This is a genomic window from Chryseobacterium sp. 2P (assembly GCF_059579425.1).
Genome location: NZ_CM184194.1, coordinates 3,316,997 through 3,338,943 on the forward strand (window position 1 = coordinate 3,316,997; position 21,947 = coordinate 3,338,943).

The 21,947-nt window shown below is 34.2% G+C and carries 18 protein-coding genes and 16 tRNA genes; 25 read left to right on the forward strand and 9 right to left on the reverse strand.

Features of this window, described 5'->3' with window-relative positions:
* Positions 1-144: 144 nt before the first annotated feature.
* The 3 genes from AC52CF_RS15035 (at position 145) to AC52CF_RS15045 (ending at position 4,149) form a co-directional block, all read left to right on the forward strand.
* The gene (locus tag AC52CF_RS15035) at positions 145-1,287 is read left to right on the forward strand and encodes a hypothetical protein (protein WP_214588976.1); all 1,143 of its coding nucleotides are present in this window, start codon (positions 145-147) and stop codon (positions 1,285-1,287) included.
* A 23-nt stretch (positions 1,288-1,310) separates the two neighbouring features.
* Positions 1,311-3,026, forward strand: a complete 1,716-nt coding sequence (locus AC52CF_RS15040; protein ID WP_214588975.1) for a T9SS type A sorting domain-containing protein — start codon at positions 1,311-1,313, stop codon at positions 3,024-3,026.
* 160 nt (positions 3,027-3,186) lie between these two features.
* Positions 3,187-4,149, forward strand: coding sequence for an IS256 family transposase, variant Zn-binding type (locus AC52CF_RS15045; RefSeq protein WP_250902065.1), 963 nt, complete (start codon positions 3,187-3,189; stop codon positions 4,147-4,149).
* Positions 4,150-4,368: 219 nt separating this feature from the next.
* On the opposite strand, the gene obgE is transcribed toward AC52CF_RS15045, so the two are convergent.
* From obgE to hpt, 3 genes are all read right to left on the reverse strand, one after another.
* A complete protein-coding gene (obgE, locus tag AC52CF_RS15050; protein ID WP_076392153.1) occupies positions 4,369-5,352 on the reverse strand; it encodes a GTPase ObgE in 984 nt (327 codons plus the stop codon).
* Positions 5,353-5,432: 80 nt separating this feature from the next.
* Positions 5,433-6,014: an adenylate kinase gene (locus AC52CF_RS15055; RefSeq protein ID WP_496517332.1), complete on the reverse strand. Its 582-nt coding sequence runs from the start codon at positions 6,012-6,014 to the stop codon at positions 5,433-5,435.
* A 137-nt stretch (positions 6,015-6,151) separates the two neighbouring features.
* Positions 6,152-6,706 (reverse strand): hypoxanthine phosphoribosyltransferase, encoded by a 555-nt coding sequence (gene hpt / locus AC52CF_RS15060; protein WP_076392149.1) that lies wholly within the window; start codon positions 6,704-6,706, stop codon positions 6,152-6,154.
* Positions 6,707-6,993: 287 nt separating this feature from the next.
* Here hpt and AC52CF_RS15065 point away from each other — a divergent pair, with 287 nt between their 5' ends.
* Positions 6,994-7,785: an FkbM family methyltransferase gene (locus tag AC52CF_RS15065; protein WP_336731511.1), complete on the forward strand. Its 792-nt coding sequence runs from the start codon at positions 6,994-6,996 to the stop codon at positions 7,783-7,785.
* A gap of 6 nt (positions 7,786-7,791) precedes the next feature.
* Positions 7,792-9,270: a lipopolysaccharide biosynthesis protein gene (locus tag AC52CF_RS15070; protein ID WP_235131469.1), complete on the forward strand. Its 1,479-nt coding sequence runs from the start codon at positions 7,792-7,794 to the stop codon at positions 9,268-9,270.
* Here AC52CF_RS15070 and AC52CF_RS15075 read toward each other — a convergent pair.
* The 4 genes from AC52CF_RS15075 to AC52CF_RS15090 all read right to left on the reverse strand — a co-directional run bounded on the left by AC52CF_RS15075 (position 9,263) and on the right by AC52CF_RS15090 (position 14,012).
* On the reverse strand, positions 9,263-10,330 hold the full coding sequence (locus AC52CF_RS15075) for a hypothetical protein (RefSeq protein WP_496517333.1): 1,068 nt from the start codon (positions 10,328-10,330) through the stop codon (positions 9,263-9,265). The two genes, AC52CF_RS15070 and AC52CF_RS15075, sit on opposite strands and share 8 nt — an antisense overlap.
* 237 nt (positions 10,331-10,567) lie before the next feature.
* Positions 10,568-11,422, reverse strand: a complete 855-nt coding sequence (locus AC52CF_RS15080) for a glycosyltransferase family 2 protein (RefSeq protein WP_496517334.1) — start codon at positions 11,420-11,422, stop codon at positions 10,568-10,570.
* Between the two features lie 89 nt (positions 11,423-11,511).
* Entirely contained in the window at positions 11,512-12,912 is a 1,401-nt protein-coding gene (gene aspA / locus AC52CF_RS15085) for an aspartate ammonia-lyase (protein ID WP_496517335.1), read from the reverse strand.
* A 71-nt stretch (positions 12,913-12,983) separates the two neighbouring features.
* A complete protein-coding gene (locus AC52CF_RS15090) occupies positions 12,984-14,012 on the reverse strand; it encodes an N-acetylmuramoyl-L-alanine amidase (protein ID WP_214588967.1) in 1,029 nt (342 codons plus the stop codon).
* Positions 14,013-14,148: 136 nt separating this feature from the next.
* On the opposite strand from AC52CF_RS15090, the gene AC52CF_RS15095 reads away from it, so the two are divergent.
* The 11 genes from AC52CF_RS15095 to AC52CF_RS15145 all read left to right on the forward strand — a co-directional run bounded on the left by AC52CF_RS15095 (position 14,149) and on the right by AC52CF_RS15145 (position 16,537).
* Positions 14,149-14,233, forward strand: a tRNA-Ser gene (locus AC52CF_RS15095).
* Positions 14,234-14,251: 18 nt separating this feature from the next.
* Positions 14,252-14,326: transfer RNA gene (locus AC52CF_RS15100), tRNA-Pro, on the forward strand.
* Positions 14,327-14,375: 49 nt separating this feature from the next.
* Positions 14,376-14,449 (forward strand) — tRNA-Arg (locus tag AC52CF_RS15105).
* A gap of 178 nt (positions 14,450-14,627) precedes the next feature.
* Positions 14,628-14,697, forward strand: a tRNA-Met gene (locus AC52CF_RS15110).
* A 178-nt stretch (positions 14,698-14,875) separates the two neighbouring features.
* Positions 14,876-14,945: transfer RNA gene (locus tag AC52CF_RS15115), tRNA-Met, on the forward strand.
* Between the two features lie 178 nt (positions 14,946-15,123).
* Positions 15,124-15,193: transfer RNA gene (locus tag AC52CF_RS15120), tRNA-Met, on the forward strand.
* Between the two features lie 178 nt (positions 15,194-15,371).
* Positions 15,372-15,441, forward strand: a tRNA-Met gene (locus AC52CF_RS15125).
* Between the two features lie 178 nt (positions 15,442-15,619).
* Positions 15,620-15,689: transfer RNA gene (locus AC52CF_RS15130), tRNA-Met, on the forward strand.
* A 178-nt stretch (positions 15,690-15,867) separates the two neighbouring features.
* Positions 15,868-15,937: transfer RNA gene (locus tag AC52CF_RS15135), tRNA-Met, on the forward strand.
* A gap of 178 nt (positions 15,938-16,115) precedes the next feature.
* Positions 16,116-16,185, forward strand: a tRNA-Thr gene (locus tag AC52CF_RS15140).
* Between the two features lie 282 nt (positions 16,186-16,467).
* A tRNA-Met gene (locus AC52CF_RS15145) sits at positions 16,468-16,537 on the forward strand.
* A gap of 518 nt (positions 16,538-17,055) precedes the next feature.
* Here the strand turns inward: AC52CF_RS15145 and AC52CF_RS15150 are convergent.
* Positions 17,056-17,421 (reverse strand): hypothetical protein, encoded by a 366-nt coding sequence (locus AC52CF_RS15150; protein ID WP_214588965.1) that lies wholly within the window; start codon positions 17,419-17,421, stop codon positions 17,056-17,058.
* 168 nt (positions 17,422-17,589) lie between these two features.
* On the opposite strand from AC52CF_RS15150, the gene AC52CF_RS15155 reads away from it, so the two are divergent.
* From AC52CF_RS15155 to AC52CF_RS15195, 9 genes are all read left to right on the forward strand, one after another.
* Positions 17,590-17,664: transfer RNA gene (locus AC52CF_RS15155), tRNA-Pro, on the forward strand.
* Between the two features lie 8 nt (positions 17,665-17,672).
* Positions 17,673-17,746 (forward strand) — tRNA-Arg (locus tag AC52CF_RS15160).
* A gap of 47 nt (positions 17,747-17,793) precedes the next feature.
* Positions 17,794-18,048 carry a GIY-YIG nuclease family protein gene (locus AC52CF_RS15165; RefSeq protein WP_214588964.1) on the forward strand — a complete coding sequence of 85 codons (255 nt, stop codon included), beginning with the start codon at positions 17,794-17,796 and terminating at the stop codon, positions 18,046-18,048.
* Positions 18,031-18,100, forward strand: a tRNA-Thr gene (locus AC52CF_RS15170). The genes AC52CF_RS15165 and AC52CF_RS15170 overlap by 18 nt, the downstream gene beginning before the upstream one ends.
* Positions 18,101-18,147: 47 nt before the next feature.
* A complete protein-coding gene (locus tag AC52CF_RS15175; protein ID WP_214588964.1) occupies positions 18,148-18,402 on the forward strand; it encodes a GIY-YIG nuclease family protein in 255 nt (84 codons plus the stop codon).
* Positions 18,385-18,454, forward strand: a tRNA-Thr gene (locus AC52CF_RS15180). The genes AC52CF_RS15175 and AC52CF_RS15180 overlap by 18 nt, the downstream gene beginning before the upstream one ends.
* A gap of 47 nt (positions 18,455-18,501) precedes the next feature.
* A complete protein-coding gene (locus AC52CF_RS15185; protein ID WP_214588963.1) occupies positions 18,502-18,756 on the forward strand; it encodes a GIY-YIG nuclease family protein in 255 nt (84 codons plus the stop codon).
* Positions 18,739-18,808, forward strand: a tRNA-Arg gene (locus tag AC52CF_RS15190). The genes AC52CF_RS15185 and AC52CF_RS15190 overlap by 18 nt, the downstream gene beginning before the upstream one ends.
* 93 nt (positions 18,809-18,901) lie before the next feature.
* Positions 18,902-20,154, forward strand: a protein-coding gene (locus tag AC52CF_RS15195; RefSeq protein ID WP_496517313.1) for an IS3 family transposase whose coding sequence is annotated in 2 segments (ribosomal slippage) — positions 18,902-19,229 and positions 19,229-20,154 — 1,254 coding nt in all. Because the reading frame shifts where the segments join, the coding sequence is not laid out codon by codon here.
* Between the two features lie 69 nt (positions 20,155-20,223).
* On the opposite strand, the gene AC52CF_RS15200 is transcribed toward AC52CF_RS15195, so the two are convergent.
* Positions 20,224-21,933: a helix-turn-helix domain-containing protein gene (locus tag AC52CF_RS15200; protein ID WP_496517336.1), complete on the reverse strand. Its 1,710-nt coding sequence runs from the start codon at positions 21,931-21,933 to the stop codon at positions 20,224-20,226.
* Positions 21,934-21,947 lie beyond the last annotated feature (14 nt).

Below are 21,947 nucleotides of genomic sequence, written 5' to 3' on the forward strand. Positions count from 1 at the left end.
ATAGAATCATAATTATTTATGAATTTTTCAAAGACAATTATGTATACAAATTATAAATATATAAAATAAAAAGCATTATAAAAAAGTCATTTAACGATGAATTTTATTTTATTCATAGTTACATTTGTGTCTAATTTAATAATCATGAAAAAAACAATCATTCTACTTTCTGTTATATTAGGTATTACAGCAAACGCTCAATGGAATCTTACAGGAAACACAGGAACAACTCCAGGAACAAATTTTATAGGAACTTTAGATAATCAACCCCTTGTTATTAAAATAAACAATGATGAAAAAATGAGAATTACACCAACTGGTCAGTTTTCATTTCATAATATAGGATATACAGGTCAGATCTGGGATAAAAACTTGCTTTTTGGCGGTGGTATGAGCAATACTACAGGTATTTTAAACACAGCGTTTGGTATGGGAACATTAACGCAAAACGCCACATCCTCAGGTAATGTTGCATTGGGAAGTAATGCTTTGGCTTCATTAACAAATGGTAATTCAAATACTGCGGTAGGTAGTGGCACCATGCGAAATACACCTTCTGCTACATTTAGTGTTGCAATAGGAACTAATGCTTTGGAGAACATGCAGGGAGGTACAGGAAACATCGGAATAGGACTGGGAGCAATGGGATCAGGAGCACTTGTGGGAGATGATAATATCGCTTTAGGAAATAGTGCCACGAGATATATTGGAAACGGAAGTTTAAATGTGATATTAGGAGCAAATTCCTTCAGAGCGTTAACAACAGGATCAAATAATATTAATTTAGGAGGTTCTAATGCAAGATATATTACATCTGGAAGTAACAATATATTTATAGGAACGAACATTGTACCATACAATGCGACGTCGCCAAACAATGAGTTAAACATAGGAAATTGGATTGTAGGAAATAACGGGACAATCGGAATCGGGCAGTTTACCAATCAGTTGCCCGTAGATGGAATCGCTGCGGATGGTGAAAAATATAAACTTTTTGTAAAAGACGGAATTAAAACTGAAAAAGTAAAAGTAGATATTGCTGCTAATAACGGATGGGCAGATTACGTTTTTGAGAAAGGTTATAAATTAATGCCATTAAATAATGTTGAAAAATTTATCAAAGAAAACGGACATCTTCCGGAAGTTCCTACAACAGAAGAAGCTATTAAAAATGGTATTGAACTTAAGGAAATGAATATTCTACTTCTGAAGAAGATTGAAGAACTTACACTTTATACCATAGAGCAACAGAAAAGAATTGAAGCGCTTGAGAAAAAAGTTAAATAATTAATTATATAAAATTCTAATGCATGAAAAAGTTTTATATCGCAATTATATTAATCTTATTTCCTTTATTAACTTTCGCTCAAGGAGAAAATGATAACTGGTATTTTGGGAATTATGCCGCAATTAATTTTTCCTCTCCGTCACCAATTGTATTTACCAACAGCCAAATGACTACAAATGGAGCCTCCGCTTCTGTAAGCGACAGTAATGGGAAATTATTATTTTACACTAACGGAATTTCAGTATGGACCAGAGAGCATACTATAATGCCAAATGGAGGTAACATAATGCAGGAAACTCCTATGCAAATAGCTATTGTGAAACATCCTTCCAATCCTAATCTATACTATATTTTCAGTGGCGGGGTCGTCTCATCATCAAACACCTTTGTAGCGAGATATTCAGTTGTAAATATGTCTTTAGGAAATCTTGGACTTGATGGATTTTCTCTTGGTGATGTTGTACAAAGCCAGACAAATATTCCTATTTTAGATGAATTTGGAAATGATTTTACAACAGCAAAAGGAGTTACCATTGTTCCGCAAATAGATAATGCTTCTTTTTGGGTGTTAATTCCTACAATGACAAAATTATATAGTTATCCCTTAAACAATACAGGCTTTGTAAATAATCCCGTAACCAGTAGTTTAAATATTGAGAATGCTTATCCTTCTCCTTTTCAGCATTATGCCTATATCAAGGCTTCTCCAAAATTAAGATCATTGTGCAAAAGTTTTTCACATTATCTGAGTTTTAGCTCTGAAGATTTTGTAAACTCTTATAATGAAGGAAGAGTATACTCTTTTGATGACAGTACAGGACAAATAACAAATGCCTATGAACTAACAATTGCAAGTCTTACTCCCATCTTGACGGAATTCAACAAAGATGGTTCTATTTTATATGTAGGAACACACCTCTCGACTAATATATATGCTGTTAATATGTTGGCATCTACAAATAACAACATTATATACAACAGCATAGCAAATACCATTACCGGCAGTGTAGATTTTCAAGGAATTCAAAGAAATAAATACGGTGATATTTATTTCAAATATGCCTATATTCAAAATAACTACATTGGTAAAATTAATAATCCTGATGTTTTTGGCGGAGCCAGTTTAGATTTGTACAATCTAAATATATCTCCCGGCTATTCCAGTACAAATCCTAATTTGTTTCCTCAATTAGTTCCTACTCTTAATACCAACAATACAAGTAATAATTGTGTCCCCAATATTGTAAAAAATTCACAGGAAACAAATAATATCCATACCTATAATGCGAGTAATACTATTATTACAAATACAGCCTATGTTATAGATGCAGGAAAAAATATTACAATGAAAGCAGGAGAAAGTATTACATTGCTACCCAATACTTACATTAAAAACGGCGCTAAATATTATGCCAAAATTGAAGGATGCGGAGAACCCTGTGAAGGAGAAATTGAAGGGAAAAAACAAAATGTGAAATTATTTATGGATTTAAGGAAGAAACTTCCTGATGTACATGGAAGTGATATTAATTTATATCCAAATCCCGCTTCTGATTTTTTAACGATTCAATCCACTTTGAAAGTTGAAAATGTAAATATTTATGATATTTCGGGGAAGAAAATTAATACTGTATTGAATGGAAATACAATTGATATTAAACATATTCCTTCCGGATCGTATCTCATTACAATCGAAACCAAAGAAGGAAAAACAACAAAAAAGTTTATAAAGAAATAATCATTGACACTAAAAAGGAGAAACAAAGCATTTCTCCTTTTATATTTTTAGGCATAATACTGAAAAATAGTTGGTAGAATCCTATCAAAACCTCATTGTTAGGCTGCTTGGAGGAAGTTTTATGAAACGTGTTTCATAAAACTTTTTCTTTGTCTGAAAAATGGCAAAAAAACGTTGTTGGTCTTGTTCAAGCCTGGAGGTAATTCGTTGGGGAAAACAAGGGGGAAAGCAAAGATTTAAATGTAAAAATTGCGGGATTTTATTTACTCAAAACAGAACGGAGCAGAGAATTAAAAATCGTTTTATCTGGTTCAAAAAATGGGTATTGGAAAGGCAGACCTACAAAACGCTTTGCAGAGACAGCGGTTATTCGAAAGATACTTTGCAGAAAACATTTTATACCATTTTAGAGCAGTCTCCTACCTTAAAGATCATCAAACGGGAAAAGGTGAATTTAAGAATGGATGCAACTTATTTTGCTCAGTTCTGTTTAATTGCTTATCAGGATGATTTTGATGGATATACACAGCTTATCCGTTTTACCGATGGAGAACATTATGAAGAAATCAGGGAAGATTTAAACAATCTTTTACGGCTGGGCGTAAAGCTGGAAAGCATTACTACAGATGGACATAAAAGCGTTTTGAAAGCCATAAATAAATCTGATGGAGACATCATTACTCAGAGATGTCTGGTTCATATTCAGAGAATGTGCCTGATCTGGCTCACAAAGTTTCCTAAACACATTGCCGGTCAGGAACTTCGAAAACACGTTTTATTATTACTGAAAATTAAAACACAAAACGATAAAATCTGGTGGAAAAATGAACTCAACGACTGGTATTTGAGACATCAGGATTATATTAATGAAAAAACAATTAATCTTGAAACCGAAAGATACTGGTATACCCACAAGCTTATCAGACGATCGTATTTTACTATAAAACGGGCATTGCCCAATATGTTTCATTATCTGGAAAATCCCAATATTCCTAAAACAACCAATGGTATTGAGGGATATTTCAGCCATTTAAAAAATCATCTCGACCTGCACAGAGGTCTCACATTGAAAAACCGAATCAATTTCATCAAATGGTATATTTATTTTTCTAACGAAAAATAGAGTTTTTTTAGCCATAAGGTTCATCCGATAATAAACGAAAAGGTGAGGGAAACCTCACCTTAAAACTATCGTTTTGAACATTAATCCTATTGCTGAAAAGTTGATCTCCACCAGTGCTTTTGTCCTCTTCGGATTAACATCCATAATTTATTAAAATATATCCTGAATTTCACCAACTATTTTTCAGTACATTACCTATTTTTATGTGTCGGTTAAATTCTACCCATGCAACTTCTTCCAGATCACATCTTTCAGTTCCATAAGACCTTCTCCGGTAACGCCTGAGAAAAATAAAGGCTGTCTGTTTTCCGGAAATTCTGCGGAAATTTCTTTCCTCAACTCTTCATCCAGAAGATCGGACTTTGAAATGGAAATAATAAAATCTTTATCCAGCAATTCAGGATTGTATTCCTTTAATTCATTTTCCAAAATCTTAAATTCCTGAAAATGATCTTCAGAATCTGCAGGAATTAAAAACAACAGGATGGAATTCCTTTCAATATGTCTTAAAAAACGGTGTCCTAAACCTTTACCTTCCGCTGCTCCTTCAATAATTCCCGGAATATCTGCCATTACAAAAGACTTGTAATTTCTGTAATCTACAATTCCAAGATTAGGGGTTAACGTGGTAAAAGCATAATCTGCAATTTTAGGTTTAGCCGCAGAAACAGAAGATAATAAGGTAGATTTTCCTGCATTCGGAAATCCTACAAGACCCACATCAGCAAGAATTTTAAGCTCAAAAACGACGTATCCTTCCTGTCCGTCCATTCCCGGTTGCGCAAATCTCGGAGTCTGGTTGGTAGAAGATTTGAAGTGTTCGTTTCCTTTTCCTCCCATTCCTCCTTCCATCAGGATAATTTCCTGACCGTCTTCCAGAATTTCACCGATGATCTCGCCATCTTCATTTTTAGCAATCGTTCCGATAGGAACCTCAATATAGACATCGGCTCCGTAAGCTCCTGTTAACTGATTTTTCCCTCCGTTTTCACCACGCTCCGCTTTTACGTGACGCGTGTAACGCAGAGGAAGTAAAGTCCATTCGTTGGCATTTCCTTTCATGATGACGTGTCCTCCTCTTCCTCCGTCTCCTCCATCCGGACCGCCTTTAGGAATATATTTTTCACGGCGGAGATGCGCAGAACCTGCTCCTCCATGACCGCTTTTACAATGAATCTTTACGTAATCTACAAAATTTGACATAATTTTAATTCAAGGTTTTATGTTGAAGGTTCAAAGTTTTAACCTTGAATTTGGAACTTTGAACCTTGAATCAAAAATTTTTACTTTTGAAACTTCTCTACTTCAGCGAAAAGTTTTTCAGAGATTTCATTGATGTCTCCGACACCGTTGATCTCTACATATTTGCCTTGCTGCTTGTACAGTTCGGCTACTTCTGCTGTTTTTGTGTAGTACTCTTTTATTCTGTTTTGGATGATCTCCACATTGCTGTCGTCTGATCTTCCGCTGATTTCTCCTCTTTTCAATAATCGGTCTACCAAAATTGAATCTTCAACCACTAAAGAAAGGCATACATCAATTTCATCATTCAGTTCTTCTTTCACTATTTTTTCCAACGCTTCCGTCTGAACTGCTGTTCTCGGATAACCGTCGAAAATAAATCCTGCTGCATCGGTTGGTTTGCTGATCTCATCGATCAGCATATCTGTTGTTACCTGATCCGGAACCAATTCTCCCTTATCAATGTAAGATTTTGCCAACTTTCCAAGCTCGGTATCATTTTTCATGTTGAATCTGAAAAGATCACCTGTTGAGATTTGTTTCAGATTGAATTTCTCGATCAGGTTTTGTGCTTGTGTTCCTTTTCCACTTCCTGGAGGACCAAACAGAACGATGTTTATCATAATGTTGTTTTGCTTCCGGCAATCGGCATTGCTTTTTTTGGCTGCTTCCTGCTTTTAGCTGTTTTTAAGTTATTATTAAATTTATTACTTTATTTTACTTTTAAGCTAAAAGCTATCAGCTAATAGCCAACAGCGTTTTAATGATTGATTTGTCCGTCTTCCAACTGGTACAGATTAGGTAAGTTTCTTCCTAATTCATCATAATCCAGACCGTATCCTAAAACAAATTTATTTGGAATTTCTTTCCCGATATAATCCAGCTTGAAATCTTTCTTATACACTTCTGGTTTCAAAAGGAATGAAGCTATTTTTACAGATTTCGGGCGCTGTGTCTCGTTAAAATACTTGAACAGACTTTCTACTGTATTTCCGGTATCTACAATATCTTCTACCAGAATGATGTGGCGGTCTTTTACATCCTTTGTCAGCTCCATTTTCTGGTAAACAATTCCTGTAGATTCTGTTCCCACATAAGAACTCATCTGGATAAAAGCAATCTCACATGGTCCGGGATAATGCTTCAGAAGGTCTGAGAAGAACATAATTACCCCATTCAAAACACCTATGAAAACAGGAACTTCATCTTTATAATCTTCATAAATCTTTAAAGCCGTAGCTTTTACAATCTCCTGAATCTCGGCATCCTCCAGATAAGGAACGAAAGTTTTGTCGTGAACTTTAATACTCTCCATAAAAAATTTTAGTAGGTGGCAAAGTTACGGATTTTTGACGAAAGTTTTTAATGGATAAATACTAAGAGTTTTTAAAATCATTTACTTTTTTCATTCCAATCCGCTATTATACAAGCCATTAGAAAAATATGAAAAATACTGCTGAAAAACAAAAGAGCTGATTTAAAATTAAATCTAAATTAAAAAAAATGCACAAAACACTAAATATCAAATATTTACAATCTTATTATTTTAACATTGTTTTAACCATTTTTCTTATATTTGCTGATTAGTCCAAAAACCTTACAATGTCTCTGTACCAAAGAATCGCTGAGAAGCTGCAATATATAAGCCCGAATTTTTATAAAAAAAGATATTTTAAAAGTTTAAATAATCTTACCAAAGATAATTTTTCGTCGCGGAATGTAGAGCCGGAACTGGTCTGGATTAAAGAGTTTTTGCCTAAAAATGCTGTTATTCTCGACATCGGAGCCAATGTAGGAACTTTCCTTTATCAACTGGAAAACAAGCTGGATCATGAAAACATCTATGCTTTTGAACCCAATAAAAAACTATACCGCCGCCTGAAAAGATTATTTCCGGCAATGCGCATTTTTCCTCTGGCGCTTTCTGATGAAAACACGACCGCAGAGTTTAAAGTTCCGGTGATTAACGGAAAAATGGTTGCTTCAAGAGGTACTCTGAACACCGATTATAAAGAAAAAGGCGAAGAAAAAAGCTATACCGAAAAAGTAAAAGTGATAAAGCTGGACGAATGGGCAGCCATTGAACATTTCAAAAAACTGGATTTTATTAAAATTGATGTGGAAGGTAATGAAATGAAAACCCTTAAAGGAGCAAAACAAATCATCAGTAAGTTTTCTCCGACTTTAATGGTGGAAATGGAACAGAGACACCACCAGACTCCGATTTGGGATGAAATTTCAGAAGTTGAATCGTGGGGTTATGATGCAAACTACCTGAACAGGCACACTTTTGAGCTTAAAAAATTAACGGAAGAAATTCTTTTAAAAAATATCAGCGACGAAAAAAATAAAACGGAATACATCAACAATATTATTTTTATTCCAAAAAACTAATAAAAGATGAGCGTAGTAGCAAGGCAGGGCTTTAAATATTCCATCATTGGATATATTGGTTTTTTACTGGGAACGGTTTCCGCAATTTTTATTTTTCCGAACGACTTTGAATTTTACGGAAAACTTCGGTATATTCTTCCCAGCGCGGAATTTTTAGTTCCATTTGTAGTAATGGGAATTTCCTATTCCAATGTAAAGTTTTTTCATAAAGTGGATCAGGATGGTAAAAAGCAGAATATGCTTTCTCTTTCTTTACTTGCCGTTTTTATTAATTTTCTTATTTTTTCGTTAATATTTTTCATCCTGCCGTATGTTTATCCCAAATTTAAACTTACGGAAGCCTGGAGAGCGAAAGAAATCATTTTACCGCTGGTTCTTATCCTTTCTTTCTGTGCGATTTTCAACAAATACACCTCCAATTACAAGAGAATTGTAGTTTCTAATATTTTTGACAATCTTTTTCCGAAAATTGCCAATTTAGGAGCCTTCTGTCTTTTTTTCTACTTTGCTGCCTCACAGAAAATTGCATTTGCCTTTTTCTTCGGAATTTTTGCTTTAATGCTTTTCGGATATATCCGTTATACCAATAAACTGGACAAAATCAATCTGGATTTCAGTACAGATTATTTCAAGAAAGATGGTTTCTGGAAAGAATTTTTCAACTACAGTTTTTTCGGTTTTTTAGGAACTTTCGGAAATTACTTGGCCATCAACAGCTTAATGATCGGCGAATATCTGGGAATGGAGGAAAACGGAATTTATGCTACCCTTTACGCCTTGATTTCCCTGATTTCTATTCCACAGCTCGGATTATTTAATGTTTCTGCGCCCATTATCAGCAAAAATCTTGCAGACGGCGATATGGAAGGTTTAGATAAATTTCATAAAAAAACATCGCTTACGCTTTATTTTCTAGGGGCTGTTCTGTTTTCCTGCATCGTGGTAGGATTTCCTTATTTAACGTATTTTATGCCGAAAAACGGAATTCTTCTGAGAGAATATCAACCGGTTGTATGGATCTGGGGATCAGCCGTTCTGGTAGATTTAGCGACAGGTTTTAACGGAAATATCATTTCCCTTTCAAAATATTATAAATTCAATATTGTTGTCATGCTTTTACTGGCGGGACTTACCATTGGACTGAATCTTTATTTTATTAAAAATACAGAACTGAAATTAAGCGGAATTGCTTTGTCTACTGCGATTTCTCTTACCACCTACAATGTCATTAAGATTATTTTCAACTATGTGATGTTTAAAGTGTCCCCATTAACGATTGAGATGATTTTTGTATCCATTATCTGTACTTTAGCAGTTACGGTTGCGATTGTTTTACCGAATTTCGACAGTAATTTCATCAACATGATTTACAAACCTGCTATTGTTCTTATACTGATCTTTATCGGAAATTATTTCACCAAAATTTTCCCTATAGAAGATTATCTGAACAAAAATTTTATTAAAAGTATTTTTAAATTTAAATAGAAATCAACTCTTTTAGAAGCTTTTCGAGTTTTTGCTGAACAGATTTTTTATTGAATTCTTTTTGAAAGTCGAACTGACTGTTTTTGAGTGATTTAAACTGCTCCAGAATATCTTTTTGCTCAGGAACAATAAAATCTAATTTTGAAGCATAATTTGAAGGAAAAACAGCCTGTTTTCCGAATTTAATGGCGTCACCGAGATTTCCCGTCATTTTTGTTTTGCCATAAATTTCTTCCTGACCGAAAAACTTGGTTTTCTGCTGAATAGGACACCACAAAACGTCCGCTTTCTGCATCCAGTCTTCGAAATCGGCTTGAGAAACTCTCTCTGAAAAATAGGTAATATGGATATATTTCAATGACCGTTCCAGATCAATAATCTCTTTTAATTCTTCATTTTTTGCTTTTCCTAAAAAGACAAATTGAATAAATTTATTTTCAGGATCTGAATGTTCATTTAACTTTTCAAGATTGTTTATGATTGAAAAAACTCTTTTATAATCTCTTCTTTGCTGGGAAACTCCACCCGGAATAACAATGGTTAACACATTATTTTCCGGCTTTTTAAAATTTTTAGTGTAAAAAAGAGGCAAGAATGTATATCTTTCAGAACTCAGTTCTTCATCCAAAAGCAGAAGTTTTTCTGCTTTTTGATAAACTTTCGATGCATTTAACAAACCTTCTTTCCACAACAATTTCAGTCTGTATATCTGATCTTCTTTAAAAATACTTTTGATAAGACTGAATTTTGAAGATTTCATAAAGTTCATATTGTGAACGATCACGGAAGCTTTGTATTTTTTTACAATGGCAAGAAAGGTGTTGAAATAACGGTGAACCGTTCCGATGATAATTACATCATATTTTTTTAAATTCAGCTGATCCAAAATCATGGAACTGTCCGACAGAAAAATATTCTCTCCGGATTCAATGATCTGATCTTTTATTTTTTTTGAAAAATAATAATCTACGGTAAATTCTCCGGAACCGCTCATTACATTGATGAAATCCTGAGCAATTTCGGCGTGGGTATCAATTTCTATGTAGGCTATTTTTTTCAAAATTCTAAAGTTTGGGCTAATTTTATATTTTGTTAAACGGACTAAAATCCGTTTCTATTGAATAGATTCTATTTTTGCTTATACTTAATTAATCATAATGCTTAATTTTAACGCAAAGTTCGTAAGAGTTTTTAAACATTAACTGCTTTTAAGCTCGCAAAGGCGTTTCACTCAGCAAAGAACCCAAAGTTTTTTTAATAGTGACGAATTGCGGACAACAACATTTTATTTAATTCATTACATTTTAAGCCATTTTTTCTTCAGCATATTCCAACGCTGATTGTTGATGGCTTTCTGTTCTTCTTTTGAAATCTTCAGTTCTAAGTTTTGAGAACGGCACTTTTCATATGATTTAATGATTGAAAAGAAAAATGCAGCCGATTTGCTTTTCGCGGCTTCTTTTGAGGAAGCGATGTAGGCTAAAAACCGGTTCAGTCCTAAAAAATAAAAATATCTCCCGTAATAATCTGCGGGTTTTATGGTATAATCTGCTCCTTTTACTTTAATTAATTTCACGTGAAGTTCCGGCAGAACAACTTCTTTCCAGCCCAGATTTTCCAGCAAAATGGCATCAATATTATCCCATCCCAATGTTTCCCGAATGCCTTTCATCTGGATAAAACTTTCTTTACGGTACGCTTTCATCGGACCTCGAACATGATGTTTGTTGGAATTTCCTTCGTAAATCCATTCTCCGTCTTTTTCAACGTAAAGTAAACCGCCGACCAAGCCGTATTTTGGATTATTTCTGAATGCATTTTCTACCGTTCCAAGATAATTTTCAGGTAAAATGACATCCGCATCAAATTTGCAGATGATCTCAAAATCCTCTATATTCTCAGTATTTAAACCATTCTTAAAAGCATTAACGACTTTGGAACCGGGTTGATGTGCAGATTTCTGAAGATTAATTGTTTCAAATCTGGAATCTTGATCTGTGTATTTTCTGATGACTTCTGAAGTTCCGTCTGTAGAACCGTCATTAACAACCACGACTTTAAAATCCTTAAAACTCTGCTGTTGTAAAGAATCTAATGTAAAAGGAAGATTGTTTTCTTCGTTATGCGCAGGAATGATGATTAAAAATCTCAAAAGAAAGATATTGGTGATGAATAATAAGCGATACCTGATAAAAAAAGTCGTATTCTTAGTCAAACATCAGGTATCGCTTACCGTTATTTTTATTTATTGTGCGGTTTCAGCATATTTTTAGGATCAAGAATTTCGTCCAGTTTTTCCTGAGAAAGAAGTTCTTTTTCCAACACTAAATTATACACACTTTTTCCTGTTTCCAAAGCTTCTTTGGCAATCGCTGTCGATTGTTTATAGCCAATGTAAGGATTTAAAGCCGTTACAATTCCGATGCTGTGCTTCACCATGTTCAGGCAAACCTCTTTATTTGCTGTAATTCCGACGATACATTTTTCTCGAAGCGTATCCAGAGCATTGCTTAAAAAGTGAATATTTTCCATGATCGCATGAGAAAGCACAGGTTCCATGACGTTGAGCTGTAACTGTCCTGCTTCTGCTGCGAAAGTTACCGTAAGATCATTTCCGAACACTTTAAAACAAACCTGATTCACCACTTCCGGAATCACAGGATTTACTTTTCCCGGCATAATGGAAGATCCCGGCTGCATCGGAGGTAAATTGATTTCCGATAATCCGGCTCTCGGTCCTGAAGCAAGTAATCTCAAATCGTTACAGATTTTTGATAATTTAACAGCAAGACGTTTCATAGCTGAGGAATAGATCACATAAGAACCCGTATCTGGTGTAGCTTCCACCAAATCCGGTGCAGAAACTATAGGAAAACCTGTTAATTGCGCTAAATTTTTCGCGCAGAGTGTTGCGTATCCAACCGGAGCGTTAATTCCTGTCCCGATCGCAGTGGCTCCCATATTAACTTCTACGAAAAGATTAGCATTGTTATTTAATTTAGAAATATCTTCTTCCAAAGTAGCGGCAAAGGCTTCAAATTCCTGTCCCAAAGTCATCGGAACCGCATCCTGAAGCTGCGTTCTTCCCATTTTGATGACATCCTGAAATTCTTTCCCTTTGGCTCTGAAAGCTTCAACGATTTTTTCCAGTTTTTCTACAAGAGAGATGTTCATCTGCAACAGTCCCATTTTAATTCCCGTAGGATACGCATCGTTGGTAGACTGGGAAAGATTGATGTGATCGTTGGGTGAACAGAATTCGTACTGCCCTTTATTTTTCCCTAATTTTTCCAGAACACGGTTGGCAATTACTTCATTGGCATTCATATTAATGGAAGTTCCTGCCCCGCCCTGAATCATATCCACCGGAAACTGATCGTGCAGTTCTCCGTTGATTAATTCATCACAAACTTCAGCAATGGTAAAATATAGATTTTCATCCAGCAGACCCAGTTCATAATTGGTTTTAGCCGCCGCTTTTTTTACGAAAGCCAATCCTTTGATGAACTCCGGATATGAAGATAAAAGCTGTCCTGAAATTTTAAAATTATTAATCGCTCTTTGCGTCTGTACTCCATAATAAGCATTCACCGGAACCTCTAATACTCCCAGCAAATCACTTTCTTTCCTGAAATTTTCCATTACAGATTTTTTAATTATTTTGAGACTTTAAAGATAGCAAAAACGCACCGAAACCGATGCGCTTTCCTTATTTATTTTGTAGGATATTTTACGTTTAAAGCCTGCAATATGGAGAAGGTTTCCGCGTCCATTATTCCGTCATAATTCTGCGGACGGAAGTGATACTGAAATGCTTCTATTGTTTTTTTGGTAGCATCATCCCATTTCCCGCTCAGATCCAATGCGTAACCGAATTTCTGCAGCTGCGTCTGAACATTAAAAATAAACGTCGGATCGTTGTATTTTGACTGAAAATCCGTAGATGTCGCCAGATCGTAGAAACTTTGCTTCACGGCATCGTCATACCACATTCCGATCTGGTATTCGTCGTATAATTTTTTCCATGGAAATAAAGGTCCCGGGTCCTGTTTTCTTGTAGGGGCAATATCTGAATGTGCCAGAATATTGGTTGCCGGAATATTATATCTCGCCACAATATCTTTCACCAAAGCGGCTACTTTTTTTACCTGAGTTTCATCAAAAGGCATAAAAGTTCTCTTTCCTGCAGCGTCTGTAGTGAATCCTGAATTTACAATCTCAATTCCGATGGAAGTATCATTAAGGTTTTTATCGGCTCTCCACGCGCTTACTCCGGCGTGATATGAACGTTTATTTTCATCTACCAACTGATAAATTTCATTATCTCCTGTATTATTTACCAAATAATGTGCACTTACCGCCTGTTGAGATAATACGGTAATGGATTTATCATCCGGTAAAGCCGTATAATGCAAAATTAAATATCGTTGTCTGAAATTCTGTGCAATTGCAGGGAAATAAGTTTTCACGACTTTATAACCTGCAGGTTTTGCTGAAACGATAGAACCATAACTTGCCGTGTTATCATTTTTAGTAATATCTGCAATATTGGTTGTAAAAAATTCTACTCCGTGTTCAGAAGTAATTTTAGGTTTTGGCTTATCATTACCCGAAGTCTGAGTGGCAGTTTTCGGCTGTACTGCGGGAGTTCTCGGGATGTACTGTTTTTTTTTAGCATTTTGCTGAGAAGTACAGGAAAAAATCAAAGAACTTAATCCGATGATATATAATGTATTACGCATTTGTTTACTTTTTTTGTTGTTTATTACCTCAAAAATACACAAATTTTTCTTGAAAAATATTTGGTAAATAAAGAAATCTGTTCTATATTTGCACTCGCAATAAAGGAACAACGATCATTAAAAAATAAGATAAACAGGAGGGTTGCCGGAGTGGTTAACGGAGCAGTTTGCTAAACTGTCGACGCGAAAGTGTCGCAAGGGTTCGAATCCCTTACCCTCCGCTTTTCTATATATCTTTTCGGGGCGTAGCGTAGTCCGGTCATCGCGCCTGGTTTGGGACCAGGAGGTCGCAGGTTCGAATCCTGCCGCCCCGACTTTTTTAACGCGTTTATTTACTAACTAAGCGGGAATCAACTTTATAATGGGTGCGTAGCTCAGCTGGATAGAGCATCTGCCTTCTAAGCAGACGGTCAAAGGTTCGAATCCTTTCGCGCTCACAGAAACCTCATAGCTTTTTGTTATGAGGTTTTTTGTTTATGTTAGTTTTTGTGCAACTTCTAAAGCTAAAGTCCGAACGATTGTTTATTCAGAAAGTTTTGATTCTAAAAATAAAGCTTATAAAAGAGAAAGGGAATAAAATCATGGAAAAGCAGTTCCAAAATTCAAAAACTAATTGAGAGTTCAGCCGGATAGAGCATCCCGATCATAATCGGGACGGTCAAAGGTTCGAATCCTTTCGCGCTCACAGAAACCTCATAGCTTTTTGTTATGAGGTTTTTTGTTTATGTTAGTTTTTGTGCAACTTCTAAAGCTAAAGTCCGAACGATTGTTTATTCAGAAAGTTTTGATTCTAAAAATAAAGCTTATAAAAGAGAAAGGGAATAAAATCATGGAAAAGCAGTTCCAAAATTCAAAAACTAATTGAGAGTTCAGCCGGATAGAGCATCCCGATCATAATCGGGACGGTCAAAGGTTCGAATCCTTTCGCGCTCACAGAAACCTCATAGCTTTTTGTTATGAGGTTTTTTGTTTATGTTAGTTTTTGTGCAACTTCTAAAGCTAAAGTCCGAACGATTGTTTATTCAGAAAGTTTTGATTCTAAAAATAAAGCTTATAAAAGAGAAAGGGAATAAAATCATGGAAAAGCAGTTCCAAAATTCAAAAACTAATTGAGAGTTCAGCCGGATAGAGCATCCCGATCATAATCGGGACGGTCAAAGGTTCGAATCCTTTCGCGCTCACAGAAACCTCATAGCTTTTTGTTATGAGGTTTTTTGTTTATGTTAGTTTTTGTGCAACTTCTAAAGCTAAAGTCCGAACGATTGTTTATTCAGAAAGTTTTGATTCTAAAAATAAAGCTTATAAAAGAGAAAGGGAATAAAATCATGGAAAAGCAGTTCCAAAATTCAAAAACTAATTGAGAGTTCAGCCGGATAGAGCATCCCGATCATAATCGGGACGGTCAAAGGTTCGAATCCTTTCGCGCTCACAGAAACCTCATAGCTTTTTGTTATGAGGTTTTTTGTTTATGTTAGTTTTTGTGCAACTTCTAAAGCTAAAGTCCGAACGATTGTTTATTCAGAAAGTTTTGATTCTAAAAATAAAGCTTATAAAAGAGAAAGGGAATAAAATCATGGAAAAGCAGTTCCAAAATTCAAAAACTAATTGAGAGTTCAGCCGGATAGAGCATCCCGATCATAATCGGGACGGTCAAAGGTTCGAATCCTTTCGCGCTCACAGAAACCTCATAGCTTTTTGTTATGAGGTTTTTTGTTTATGTTAGTTTTTGTGCAACTTCTAAAGCTAAAGTCCGAACGATTGTTTATTCAGAAAGTTTTGATTCTAAAAATAAAGCTTATAAAAGAGAAAGGGAATAAAATCATGGAAAAGCAGTTCCAAAATTCAAAAACTAATTGAGAGTTCAGCCGGATAGAGCATCCCGATCATAATCGGGACGGTCAAAGGTTCGAATCCTTTCGCGCTCACAGAAACCTCATAGCTTTTTGTTATGAGGTTTTTTGTTTATGTTAGTTTTTGTGCAACTTCTAAAGCTAAAGACCGGACGATTGTTTATTCAGAAAATTTTGATTTTAAAATTATAGCTTATAAAAGAGAAAGGGAATAAAATCATGGAAAAGCAGTTCCAAAATTCAAAAACTAATTGAGAGTTCAGCCGGATAGAGCATCCCGATTGTAATCGGGACGGTCAAAGGTTCGAATCCTTTCGCGCTCACAGAAACCTCATAGCTTTTTGTTATGAGGTTTTTTGTTTATGTTAGTTTTTGTGCTGCTGCTATATTCTTTTTTTCTAAATCTTTAAATGAATATTATGTCACTCCTGCGAAATCTTACAGGAAAGATTAAGGAAACATTTATCGGATCATAGAGGATTTACTTCAAAAGCTAAAAACCGGACGATTGTTTATTCAGAAAATTTTGATTTTAAAATTGAAGCTTATAAAAGAGAAAGGGAATAAAATCATGGAAAAGCATTTTCAAAATTCAAAAACTAATTGAGAGTTCAGCCGGATAGAGCATCCCGATCATAATCGGGACGGTCAAAGGTTCGAATCCTTTCGCGCTCACAAAAACCTCATAGCTTTTTGTTATGAGGTTTTTTGTTTATGTTAGTCTTTATGCGTTACTGCCAATCTACATCACTCAAACGTCATACAGAACAGAAACATCAAATGGAAAATTAATTTTGATTAAGGAATCCGAAGCTTCTAATTCATGAAAAACAATATTTCCACCTCTTAATAAAGATATTGATTTTACTAAAAAAGCATTCTCTTTTTTATTGTTACTTGTAAAAATCTCATTGATAATTTTCCACTCTTTTTTCTTAAAGGTCTTAAGATTTATCACAATTTATTCAATTCGTAAAAATGATTCTTCATCGATCTTCACGCAATAATACGTTTTCTCATGAGTCCTAAAGTTTTTGTGAATACAATGAAATAAATATACATCCTTTTCAAACGAAACTATTGATGTGATAATATCGTCATACCAATCAATTATATGTAACTTATTAATGGTCATCCACTTAACTTATTTTTTAAATCTCAGATCATGCATTTTTTTCCTCCGAGTTATGAATTTAGATGCTCTGAAATCCTTTGATATAAAAAACAGATTCAGAAAAATGATAACCAACCATTATCATCAAGCATTTTTTACCATTTCTGATATAAACAACTTTATCCTGAAATATGTAAAATAAATCTTTTCTGACATTCAGTCTGCATTCATCAATTTTTATTTCTAACAATTCCTGTTGTAAATTTTCACCTATATTTTCAATTCCGTATTGATAGAAATTTTTATTGGAATGATGTTCTAAAGTTCTTATGTTTTTAGCTTGTATCGTAGAAAAAGCTTTACAGAGGTTTTGCTCCATATAAAAATTAGAGACAAATGAAATCACAAGCAAAAGAAGAAAAAAAAGGAAAACTTTATTTTTCATTTAAGTTTTATCTAAAATAATGGTTCTGAAACAGGTAAAGGTAATGAAAAACGGCATTAAAAAAATTAACCAAAAATTATTTCAGTTTTACTTTCATAATTCAAAAAAAGTTTATACATTTGCAACCACAAAAAACAAGGTAATTCTTGTTAATAAGATGACCTCAATCGGGGCGTAGCGTAGTCCGGTCATCGCGCCTGGTTTGGGACCAGGAGGTCGCAGGTTCGAATCCTGCCGCCCCGACAATTTTAGGGTGCGTAGCTCAGCTGGATAGAGCATCTGCCTTCTAAGCAGACGGTCAAAGGTTCGAATCCTTTCGCGCTCACTTAAGCCTCATAACAAAGTTATGAGGTTTTTTGTTTACATTAATTTATGTGCTACTGCTATATTCTTTTTTCTAAATCTTTACATAAATATTATGTTGGACATTCCTGTGAAATTTTACAGGAAAGATTAAGGAAACATTTATCGGATCATAGAGGATTTACTTCAAAAGCTAAAGACTGGATGATTGTTTATTCTGAAAATTTTGATTCTAAAATTGAAGCTTATAAAAGAGAAAGGGAAATAAAATCATGGAAAAGCAGTTCCAAAATTAAAAAGCTAATTGAGAGTTCAGCCGGATAGAGCATCCCGATTGTAATCGGGACGGTCAAAGGTTCGAATCCTTTCGCGCTCACTTAAGCCTCATAACAAAGTTATGAGGTTTTTTGTTTACATTAATTTATGTGCTACTGCTATATTCTTTTTTCTAAATCTTTACATAAATATTATGTTGGACATTCCTGTGAAATTTTACAGGAAAGATTAAGGAAACATTTATCGGATCATAGAGGATTTACTTCAAAAGCTAAAGACTGGATGATTGTTTATTCTGAAAATTTTGATTCTAAAATTGAAGCTTATAAAAGAGAAAGGGAAATAAAATCATGGAAAAGCAGTTCCAAAATTAAAAAGCTAATTGAGAGTTCAGCCGGATAGAGCATCCCGATTGTAATCGGGACGGTCAAAGGTTCGAATCCTTTCGCGCTCACTTAAGCCTCATAACAAAGTTATGAGGTTTTTTGTTTACATTAATTTATGTGCTACTGCTATATTCTTTTTTCTAAATCTTTACATAAATATTATGTTGGACATTCCTGTGAAATTTTACAGGAAAGATTAAGGAAACATTTATCGGATCATAAAGGATTTACTTCAAAAGCTAAAGACCGGATGATTGTTTATTCTGAAAATTTTGATTCTAAAATTGAAGCTTATAAAAGAGAAAGGGAAATAAAATCATGGAAAAGCAGTTCCAAAATTAAAAAGCTAATTGAGAGTTCAGCCGGATAGAGCATCCCGATTCTAATCGGGACGGTCAAAGGTTCGAATCCTTTCGCGCTCACTTAAACCTCATAACAAAGTTATGAGGTTTTTTGTTTATATGTCTTGTCCTGAAAAAGGTTGACTACTAAATACCAAAAAACCAGTCATCCTAATGAGATTAAAAAAAGTATCCGCCCCTGTTCAAGAATACAGTGAAGCATTTAAAAGACAAGTTGTCTCCGAATATGAGCGGGGATTATATACAAAATCACAATTACAAACCCGCTATAATATCAGGGGTAATTCCTGCATTCCCAGATGGTTAATGAAATATGGTAACTTTACTTATGAAAAACAATTAAGTAAAGGCAGACCCATGAAAGATCCACAGAAACAGAAGATTAAAGAGCTTGAAGCAGCATTGGCCAAAAAGGAAGAAGAAATCAAAGTGTTCAGGAAATTTATAGAAATTGCAGAGCGTGAGCTTAAGGTTGAGATTGTAAAAAAGTCTGGTTCCAATCAATCCAGGAAATAAAGGTAAATACGACTCTTTCAACAGAGAATATCTGCCGATTGTTTGGCTACAGTAAGCAAGCTTATTACAAGAGACAAAAACAGCCTGTTTCTACAGATCATGAAACAAGAGTTATAGAATTGGTTGTATCAATTCGTAAAAAGATGCCTAAAATAGGTACTAGAAAACTTTATGTTTTACTTAAGAATGATTTTGAAAAGGAAGAAATTCATGTAGGAAGGGATCAGTTGTTTAGCATTTTGAGATCAAATTATCTTTTAATTCCCAGAAGGCACAGCTATTTTAAAACAACCAATTCCAGACATTGGATGAAAAAATATCCCAATATTATCAAAGGAAAAGAATTGAAATGTTCGGAGAAAGTTTGGGTTGCAGATATTACTTATCTCAAGACCAAAGAGAAGAATTATTATCTTCATCTGATTACCGATGCCTATTCTAAGAAAATTGTAGGATACGAATTGAGTGATAATTTACAGACCAGCTCTACGTTGAAAGCATTAAAGCAAGCCATACAGAATCGACTGTACAAGCATTCACTCATTCATCATTCAGACAGAGGGTTGCAGTATTGCAGTAAAGAATATACTGAAACACTCAAGAAAAGTGATATGCTTATCAGTATGACCGAAAATTCGGATCCTTATGAAAATGCTATAGCAGAGAGAGTGAATGGTATTCTGAAACATGAATTTGGATTGATTGATACTTTTGAAAATTTTAAAAATCTTTCCCAACAGCTTGAACAAGCAATTTATTGCTATAACAATTTAAGACCGCATTTTTCTTTACATTATAATATTCCAAACCAAGTACACATGAAAAATAATGTGAAATTAAAAACCTATAAAAAACAAAATCAGAATAGGAAAATTCCTACTCTGATTTAAGTATATTTGTGATATAAAACTAGTTAACCTTTTTCAGGACTAGTCAATAATATTTCATTGATCTGCCTCCTACCCTTTTTCCTTTTTTAGATATTCAATAAATTTTGAAGGAGGAATTCCCATTTTGTCTATAAAAATTCTGCTGAACACTGTATGAGAAGAAAAGCCACATTCTTCGGCAAGATAGCTAATTTTGTAATTGAGATATTCCGGGTTTTGTTTTAATTTTATAACGATATAATCTATTCTTAACTGATTTAAATAACCATTAAAATTGCTTTCTTTATGTTTTTTAATAATAGACGACAGATAGTTCGTATTGGTTCCTATCTGTGCAGAAAGAGAACTTAAAGAAACTGCAGGAGATAAAAACTGCTGTTTCTTTTCGAACTTATTCAGTTTGTCCAGAATTTCCTGTTCTTTTTCGTCAGAAAGATTATTTCTATAGATTTTGGGTTCTCCTTCATCCTGTTTTCGTTTTAGAATTTCCTTTTCAAAATCTGCATTAATTTCCATAAACCTTTTTTTATACTTTCTTAAGGTGAAGAAACGATGGATTAAAAATGCTGTAAACAATCCTAAAAGCAGTATGACAACCCAAAGATAGGTCATGAAATTTCTTGTATGGTTTAATTCATATTCAAGAGGTTCTATCTGATCCAGACTGTACAGCTTCGAAATAAATTCCGCCCTGGAATCATAATTCAGTTTTTTATTTTTTTCCTGATAGAGTTTTGAATATTTGAGATAATTGGCATTGTCACCTAATTTATCGGTATTTTCCATTGCTATCCGGTAAAGCTCAAGCTCGATATTTACAAAATCTATATTCAGAACAATCGTATTAAGCCCCTGTTCGCAGTATTTTAAAGATTCTTTATAATTTTTCTTCAACTGATGGGCTCTTGCCAGATAATATAAATCATAAAAAACTCTGGCTTTGTCATTTTTAGATTCATTTTTATCTTTTGTTGCTTTCTGTATTGCCAAATCCAGCTTTCCGAGAAGAATAAAATAATCTGCTTCAGTACAGCCGATAATATCGTCTTTATCTTTTTGTGACAGTGTTGAATTTTTTATTTTGTTGAGGTAAATTCCTGCTGAATCCAGTTTTTTCTCGTAATCGTAACTCAGAAAAATATTTTTGTATTTAATACATTTATAAAAAGTTAACTGATACTTTTTTTCAGGGGAAATGTCTGTGTGTGAAGAAAGATAATCATCTATATTTTTAATAGCTCTCTGATAACTTTTGATGGATTTTCCGAAATTTCCTAACAGAGCATAGATTGCGTCATCGTCTCCTCCGGAAAGCAGTTCTTGTATTTCATCTGTTTTTTCAACAGATTTAAGCCTGTTTCGTTTTTCTATAAGCTGAAGCGAATATCTATATCTGTTTTGCAATGCGTATATGACAGCAATGATATTCAGGTTTGTTTTTTCAAAAGTAACATTTCCTGTCTTTTTAGCATACACATTGGATAAGTTCAGGTATTGTATTGCCTTCTCATAATTATTAACCGTTTCAAACCAGTATTTTAATGCATAAATATTATAGCACTTTGTTTTCTCTTCATCAGATAATTTCCGGCTGAGCATTTCATCGCAGTAGATTTTTGGATTGATGTCCGAATAACATTTTTGCACAAGAACGTCCACAGAATATTTTTTCAGAGAATCTGTATTATTATAAACATTCTTCTGTTCTCCTTTTGCATATACACAAAGGCAGTATAACATCAAAACGAAAAATCGGGTAATAAATAAACGGTTCATCATCTTCAGGTTTTACA

Excerpts from the sequence above, each read along its gene's own strand:
- AC52CF_RS15040 (WP_214588975.1), top strand. The coding sequence starts at position 1,311 with ATGAAAAAGTTTTATATCGCAATTATATTAATCTTATTTCCTTTATTA.
- aspA (WP_496517335.1), bottom strand. The coding sequence starts at position 12,912 with ATGGAAAATTTCAGGAAAGAAAGTGATTTGCTGGGAGTATTAGAGGTT.
- obgE (WP_076392153.1), bottom strand. The coding sequence starts at position 5,352 with ATGTCAAATTTTGTAGATTACGTAAAGATTCATTGTAAAAGCGGTCAT.
- AC52CF_RS15165 (WP_214588964.1), top strand. The coding sequence starts at position 17,794 with ATGTGCTACTGCTATATTCTTTTTTCTAAATCTTTACATAAATATTAT.
- AC52CF_RS15185 (WP_214588963.1), top strand. The coding sequence starts at position 18,502 with ATGTGCTACTGCTATATTCTTTTTTCTAAATCTTTACATAAATATTAT.
- AC52CF_RS15055 (WP_496517332.1), bottom strand. The coding sequence starts at position 6,014 with ATGATAAACATCGTTCTGTTTGGTCCTCCAGGAAGTGGAAAAGGAACA.
- hpt (WP_076392149.1), bottom strand. The coding sequence starts at position 6,706 with ATGGAGAGTATTAAAGTTCACGACAAAACTTTCGTTCCTTATCTGGAG.
- AC52CF_RS15065 (WP_336731511.1), top strand. The coding sequence starts at position 6,994 with ATGTCTCTGTACCAAAGAATCGCTGAGAAGCTGCAATATATAAGCCCG.
- AC52CF_RS15090 (WP_214588967.1), bottom strand. The coding sequence starts at position 14,012 with ATGCGTAATACATTATATATCATCGGATTAAGTTCTTTGATTTTTTCC.
- AC52CF_RS15150 (WP_214588965.1), bottom strand. The coding sequence starts at position 17,421 with ATGAAAAATAAAGTTTTCCTTTTTTTTCTTCTTTTGCTTGTGATTTCA.
- AC52CF_RS15035 (WP_214588976.1), top strand. The coding sequence starts at position 145 with ATGAAAAAAACAATCATTCTACTTTCTGTTATATTAGGTATTACAGCA.
- AC52CF_RS15070 (WP_235131469.1), top strand. The coding sequence starts at position 7,792 with ATGAGCGTAGTAGCAAGGCAGGGCTTTAAATATTCCATCATTGGATAT.
- AC52CF_RS15200 (WP_496517336.1), bottom strand. The coding sequence starts at position 21,933 with ATGATGAACCGTTTATTTATTACCCGATTTTTCGTTTTGATGTTATAC.
- AC52CF_RS15175 (WP_214588964.1), top strand. The coding sequence starts at position 18,148 with ATGTGCTACTGCTATATTCTTTTTTCTAAATCTTTACATAAATATTAT.
- AC52CF_RS15045 (WP_250902065.1), top strand. The coding sequence starts at position 3,187 with ATGGCAAAAAAACGTTGTTGGTCTTGTTCAAGCCTGGAGGTAATTCGT.